Source organism: Arthrobacter sp. B0316-1-20, from assembly GCF_059091865.1.
In genome coordinates this window covers 1-6,201 of sequence record NZ_JBNHHC010000111.1, presented here as the reverse complement: position 1 = coordinate 6,201, position 6,201 = coordinate 1, and the positions used below count along the sequence as shown (strand labels likewise).

The 6,201-nt window shown below is 59.8% G+C and carries 8 protein-coding genes; 4 read left to right on the top strand and 4 right to left on the bottom strand.

Translation table 11 applies throughout. The annotated features are described in order from the left end of the window. Positions 1–771: hypothetical protein (locus AC5RW2_RS39715; RefSeq protein ID WP_494075216.1), on the top strand; the 771-nt coding region annotated here is incomplete at its 5' end. Between the two features lie 194 nt (positions 772–965). Continuing rightward, entirely contained in the window at positions 966–1,613 is a 648-nt protein-coding gene (locus AC5RW2_RS39710) for a hypothetical protein (RefSeq protein ID WP_494031846.1), read from the top strand. A 303-nt stretch (positions 1,614–1,916) separates the two neighbouring features. On the opposite strand, the gene AC5RW2_RS39705 is transcribed toward AC5RW2_RS39710, so the two are convergent. Continuing rightward, complete coding sequence (locus AC5RW2_RS39705; protein WP_494075215.1) at positions 1,917–2,711, bottom strand: CPBP family intramembrane glutamic endopeptidase; 795 nt, start codon at positions 2,709–2,711, stop codon at positions 1,917–1,919. Positions 2,712–3,046: 335 nt separating this feature from the next. On the opposite strand from AC5RW2_RS39705, the gene AC5RW2_RS39700 reads away from it, so the two are divergent. Beyond that, the gene (locus AC5RW2_RS39700; RefSeq protein ID WP_494031844.1) at positions 3,047–3,697 is read left to right on the top strand and encodes a hypothetical protein; all 651 of its coding nucleotides are present in this window, start codon (positions 3,047–3,049) and stop codon (positions 3,695–3,697) included. 94 nt (positions 3,698–3,791) lie between these two features. Here the strand turns inward: AC5RW2_RS39700 and AC5RW2_RS39695 are convergent, their stop codons facing one another. The 3 genes from AC5RW2_RS39695 to AC5RW2_RS39685 all read right to left on the bottom strand — a co-directional run bounded on the left by AC5RW2_RS39695 (position 3,792) and on the right by AC5RW2_RS39685 (position 5,963). After that, positions 3,792–4,124 carry a hypothetical protein gene (locus AC5RW2_RS39695; protein WP_494031843.1) on the bottom strand — a complete coding sequence of 111 codons (333 nt, stop codon included), beginning with the start codon at positions 4,122–4,124 and terminating at the stop codon, positions 3,792–3,794. 354 nt (positions 4,125–4,478) lie between these two features. Next, complete coding sequence (locus AC5RW2_RS39690) at positions 4,479–5,006, bottom strand: hypothetical protein (protein WP_494031842.1); 528 nt, start codon at positions 5,004–5,006, stop codon at positions 4,479–4,481. A gap of 351 nt (positions 5,007–5,357) precedes the next feature. Further along, entirely contained in the window at positions 5,358–5,963 is a 606-nt protein-coding gene (locus AC5RW2_RS39685; RefSeq protein ID WP_494075214.1) for a hypothetical protein, read from the bottom strand. A 49-nt stretch (positions 5,964–6,012) separates the two neighbouring features. Here AC5RW2_RS39685 and AC5RW2_RS39680 point away from each other — a divergent pair. Beyond that, positions 6,013–6,201 (top strand): hypothetical protein (locus tag AC5RW2_RS39680; RefSeq protein WP_494075217.1); only part of this gene is annotated, 189 nt, incomplete at its 3' end.

The window sequence follows — 6,201 nt, the reverse complement described above, 5'->3', positions numbered from 1 at the left end:
GGTCTAGACGCTCCTGGGGCCAAGAAGTATTTCATGCACCATCTTCAGGTGGTGCAGACTTTCTACGATCGATGGAGCGCGGTGCAGCTTCCCCCGCTATCCGGATGCGACCTCCATACGGATGAAAGTGAAGCCAACCGGATGGGATTTTCTCCGTCTCTCATCGTGGATGCCGGTATCGACGCGTCGATTGGTTCTCTGGATACAGTCTTCAAAGTCATCATGGCCGGGCTTGAGACACGGCCTGTGGTGCTGCAGACACTCCTAAGAACAGCACTGGTTGGCAGTGCCCGCGTCGTATATGTGCTTGCCTCCGATAACCGAGAGCAGAGATTGCAGAACGGCAAAGAAGTTGCCGGCACCGAGAGCCGCAGCGCAATGAGCGCTTGCGACGCTTTCGAAAGCTTTGAGCGGTTCCCGTCCATCCCGCCGATCATGGCGACCCAGGCGCGGGATAATCACCAGCAACTGACGGGAGGAAAGCGTACTCCGGGCGAGGCCACGATGATTCGAAGGATGACCCAGACACTTGCGGACTGTTTGCCTCCTTTGGAGGAAGATGAACCATTCTTGGCTGAACACCTGGCGTTCATCTGGCACACGACCAGCGGGGTGGCGCACGCGTATGGGTGGACCCGCAGGTTCGAACAGGGTGGACCGGCCGAAACTCCGAGGGTGGGTGACTACGTCAGTGACCTTGGCATGGTTGTGTCCGTAGCTGACTTGGCGCTGGGCATGTCTGCCCGGAGGACCCGTGTCCGCCAGGCATAAGGGGCTGCCCCGGGTTTTGTTGGCTCTCGGGGTTGATGGTTTTCAGGCGGCTTGAAGGTCGGTTTCGAGCGTCTCCAGAGCCGCGGGGTATGCGCTGCTCCTGACGAGACGGCCTATGGACAACTGGTCATCACTGAAGCACTGTTAGAGCACTGTCCGGAACGCAAGGTTTCTCGTCTAAGGGGATGGCCAAGGTGACTGATGCTGATACGGAAGCCGCGGTCCGCTGGGCCAAGGCTACGAAAATCGCCGAGGGGATCACCGACTACGGGATCAGCAAGGCCTTGCGGGCCTACTTCCTGGTTTATCTGCCTCTTGGCGTCCTCGTCCTGGCAGGCATCGGTTTTCTCATCATGGCCCTCATCGTCGGAAACGTTCAGGAAGAATGGCCCCAGCACCTCGGCGTTGGCCTAATGCTCGCGGGAATCGGTGTCATGATCGGCGCGTTCGTGTATGCGAGCAAGAAGGTGAAACCAGAGGTCCGCCCGCAGCGGGCGCAGGCACTCGTATGGCTGGAGAAGCCTGAACAAAAGAGGATCCGGAAACAGATCTATGGCCGGATCCCCCCGGTGCCGGAGGAGCTGACCGTGGCCCGCGGCGCAGCGGTTCAGCTACGGCAGGGTCTGGCCCAGGGGCTGCTGCTCATACCGGGGTACCTGCTCATCCTCGGACCGCAGCTGGTGAACGCCCGGGATAGTGTTCTGGGAGTGTTATGGATTCCTACCCTCGGGCTCCTTGTCGCGGGAACCATCATGATCGTGTGGCAGTTTCATCAGACGACCCGGTTCCTGGAACGCACGGCAGCTTCCGCACCTAGCGAAAGCCCTCGGGACAATAGATGAAACGAAGAATCCACGAATCTCCAGTCTATTTTTGGGTCTACCTCGTTGTTACGGTCCTATTTTGGATTGGAGCAGCAATCCTCATCGGGATGAATCCGGGGAGAATCTACTATCTTGTCGTTCCCCTGGTCATGACAGCGGCCCTCTACCAATTGGCAAGGGACCGGCGCCGAGCCACGAAACTTCCCGGGATAAACAGATGATTAGGCTCTCTCTGATTCCGCCAGATAAGAACCATTCCGCTGTTGAGACAGCAGAGGCGGAACCCGGCGTTGGGCCTTTCATGTACAACCTGACGCTCATTCAAGCGACCGTTAACACCAAGAGCATTACCATGGCGTTGTTCGCGGCGTGAAGCAGCACGGGCGCCCAGAGGTTCCGGTGGAAGCGGCGAAGGAGCGCCAGTGCAACCCCCAAGGCGAATAGGTACCCGAAGCCGAGCAGCACCAGATGGACTGACGCGAAGAGTGCAGCGGACAGCAGGATCGCTACGGAAGGCTTGAACCGCCGCAGGAAGCCGCTGAGGAAAGCACCCCTGAACAGCACTTCCTCCCACAGTGGCGTGAGTACCGCAATGACGACGAACGCGATCGCCACGGACGGAGCCGGCAGTTCAGCGATCATGACTATGGCGTCATTGGAGGATCCGGCCGCTGCGACATCGACATTCAGAACGGCAAGAACAGCCAGGAAAAGCTGCTGAAAAAAGGCAGCAGCCACAATGGCCACGGGGATCTGCCAGAGCAGATGGAACATCCTGGGCGTGAGCCGCAGAAACCCAAGCACGCCAAGGCCCAGACGATGCTTGCGGATGAGGTGAACATAAAGCGCGAGCATGCCCGCAGCGGTCGCTCCGGGCAGGAACAGCATGATCAGGCCCCCGGGCGTGAAATGAACGACGTCGAGCTGGCCGACCGCCAACACTGCGCCTGTGAAGACAGCCACGTACAGGACAACGAAGAGCAGTGCCCAGCTCGCCTGTCTAAGTGTTATCGGTGAATCATCCTTACCAGGGCCATTGGAGTCTTCTCCGGATGACCTGTCGCCGACGTCCTGGTTCAGCGGTCCTGTACCACCCGTCATGATCTCCCCTATCACGCGTCCACTTCGCAAGAGCGTGCAAATCCCGCCCTCGAGCCTACAAGCGGAAAATGCAGGAATTGCCTGCTTTCGCGGCTCGCTTAGCTGTTCTCGTACACTCATCCAACACTCTGGCGGAATGGCTGTGAAGGTACCGCAATGTGGTTATACGGTTGCCCCGGAATATCTCGGCAAGTCTGTCGTAGATCCTGCCCAGCTCAGTACAGGCGAGCTGTAAGGCGTGGACGCGCGACATTCCTGCAGGAAACTGCCGCGGTCACGGGAGGATCGCCAGCTGAGATTTCGAGAGTCAATATCTTTCGGCCCGAACGCTGCAGGACACACTGTGATCTATGGACAGCTCAATACCGACCTCCAGAATGATGCGCTACCTGAAGATATCCCTAGCTGCGTCACTCCCGCTGCTGTTCCTTGCCATTGCATTGAGCAGCGTTCTCGACCTATGGCTCACGGTGCTGATCGTGGCCGTGTTCATGGTCGGTATTGACGTGCCCATGGTTCTTGCCGTCCAGCGCGAAGCCCGAAGCCTGGATGAACAGCGTGCGAAGCTGCGGCGATCAGCCGCATTGAACAGCATCCCCGGCGAGCAGTCAGCAGCAGGACACCCCTTCCAGAAGGGAACAGTAACGTCCGGGTCCAACCGGCAGATCACCGTCGACGGAGTACTAGCCCACACAACAGTTCACCTTCGGAGATCTGCGCAGGAGGCAAAAGAACTCATCCTGACCGCAGTGGCCGAACTTCCTCGTTTCTCCATCAAGAATGTCCGGGACGACCTCATCACGATACGGGGCAGAGCCAACATCAATTCCTGGGGCCAACAAATAACCGCGCACATCCTTCCCGCGGACCAGGGCAGCGTCGTGGAACTGGAATGCCGTCCTTCCCTCGCTACAACGATGAATGATGGCGGGCAAGGTACACGGGACCTTACAGACCTGCTATCCGCTATAGAAGAGCAGGACCGCCGGTTCAACGAATAATCTCTTACGGCCCGCGGGCTGGGCGACTCAGTGAATCCGCTCGGATTATTGATGGGCGGCCGGATTCACTCGATTCGAGTGGGTCCCGCACTTTTCACGGCAGATCTGTGGTCTGCTGCTGAGCACGCCGGTTTTTTCGAACCTGAATGGCTCTATGTATGGCATAGGGGGCCAACACGAGGGCCAGGAACAGCGGCATATCCCAGAGACCGCCGACAACTCTGGCCGCAGACAGCACCGTGTCTCCCGCCATTGCTAACAGGATCCCTGCCATCAATAGCCAGATGCGAGGGCTGCGAAGACTGTCATCAGCGCCGGAGGCAAAATATCGGGTAGGTCCGTTCGAAGGATTGCGGGCGTCAATGACCGCCGCACTGGTGCACAGAGCTGTGGCCACCATCAAAATAATCGTGCCAAGCAGGACCATTTGACTCTCCAATGTCAGGCGGCTGGAAGTCTCCTGAGCTCAGCGTATAGAGGGACTGTGGGAAGCGACAGGGCATGGACAGTGCTCCGCGATTCCCAGCAGGGATCAACCGATACATGGAGTTACCCGGCCTCTTGTCTCCCGCGGCTTGTGCGCTGCGCAAGACGAAAGACACATTCACCAAAGACAAGGTGGACGTGTTTGTGGTGAGCCTTTGCCCTGGGGGCTTGCAGCGTTCGAAAGGCAAGAGGCAAGCCAAAGGCACTTTTAGAAACACAATCGTCGCAGCCCCCCCACGACATCCGGCTCTGGCCTGCGGACATGAGGAAGGCCCTGCTACCGCAGGGCCTTCCTTCAGGAGCGTCTGGAATCAGCAACCAGAACCAGGATCAGCAAGGTAGCTGCTGGCACCATGAACATGAGCTGCAGGATAAACAGCCCCAGTCCCATTTCGGTACCCGTCAGGCCCAGGCACAGCAGGAAGCTTGCCACGGTGAAGACGGACGCCGTGAGGGGTGCCCCCTTGCGGCGCGACCTCTGCAGAACCAGCAGGACGATCCCCACGACGATGCTGCCGAAACCGCAGGCCAGCAGTACCAGGGTCCCGGGGTCGAACGTTTCGAGGCCAAACAGGTCCGGTTCGGTCATGAGAACAAGAACGACCAGCAGGTTGCACAGCCCGAGCAGGATCGACATGATTCCTGCGGCGATCCGGAGCCCAGATGCGGGCGGCTTGGACAGTACCTGCAGGTGGGCCGACGAGGGGACGTACACCCAGTCGCCGGGCGGCAGCTGCCCCTGAACTCCCGGACCCCCGTACGGCAGCTGTACTGGATTTCCGGATGCCTCAGCCTGCTGGCCTTCGGTTCCGTTCACACTCACTAGATCCCCCAATTCTGCTGAGTGTCGGTCCTCAGCGTCTGGCCCGGGCATCGCCGGCGGGCCGTGTTCCTTTGACAGCTCATCGTATGACGGGATCAGTCCGCTACCTGGCGGCTCCACGGTTCCGCTTCCATACGCGGCCGCTTATTACGCAAGAGCACCACTCCAACGGTCTGCCCTATGGCTTTCCCACGGCTCGATCATCCGGTACAGCACCGTCAGGACATCCCCGGCCCAGGGCTTCCGACCGCTGGGATGTCCCGCACTAGTAGACGCCCCGGCTGCCGTCAGCCAAGGTGCGGGCAGTAGGCACCTTTGTTGAGACAGGTTCTCCAATAGGCGGCCGTTAGGTTAATCGGGGCGTCGCAGCGCCGGATTCTTTTTCTGGGCAGTGTGGAAGTAGGCATTTGTCTTCGGCAGCCACATGAGGATTGTTGCTGCCGCCGGCAGCAGGAACGCCAGCAGGAATGGCCATTTCCAGGCCATCAGCAGAGGCAGCGCGGCAGCTACACCGGCCTCGGTCAGGTAGTACCTGGACAGCCAGTCCCCGTCTTTCATGGAGTAGATGAACCCGACGCCGACCATCAGAAGAATGAGGACCACCACTGCCAGGAAGATGAGCAACCCCAGCGGGGTTGCAGCGTCAGTGATGGGCAGGATGCCAAGGCCGGCAAGCACGACAACAGTGACGACCGCACCGCCAATCAATACGGCGGTACCGATCCAGAGCCAGAAAGCCAGGGTCAGCTCAAGGGGCCGCGACTGCGGCTTTTCTTCTTCCGTTGCGGAGGAGAAGTCGTGTGGTGCGGCCGGAGAAGGCGGCTCGCCGCTGGCAGGGCCGTCGGGCGGCGCCGGCTGGTTGCCGGAGCTTGCGGCCTGGATGCGTTGACGTTCCCTGACAGCGGCAACACCAAGAGGCCCAAGGATCAGAGTCGCGACCGCGGCAATGATGAGCATCTCGGTCCAGAGGGCAAGATCAAACAAGGTCCCCAGGACCAGGACTGCGATGATCACCGGTGTGCCGACCACACCCGAAACGGTGATGAGGCGGTTCAGGTACGGCCTTTCCATGGATTCGTCCCACACTTCGAGTCCTTCCCTGCAACAGTCCGGCCAAGACCGGGCCGATGATCGCGCCCGCGTCGGTGCCCATCTGGAAGACGGCCAGCACCTTGCCGCCGCTGCGGTCGTTGCC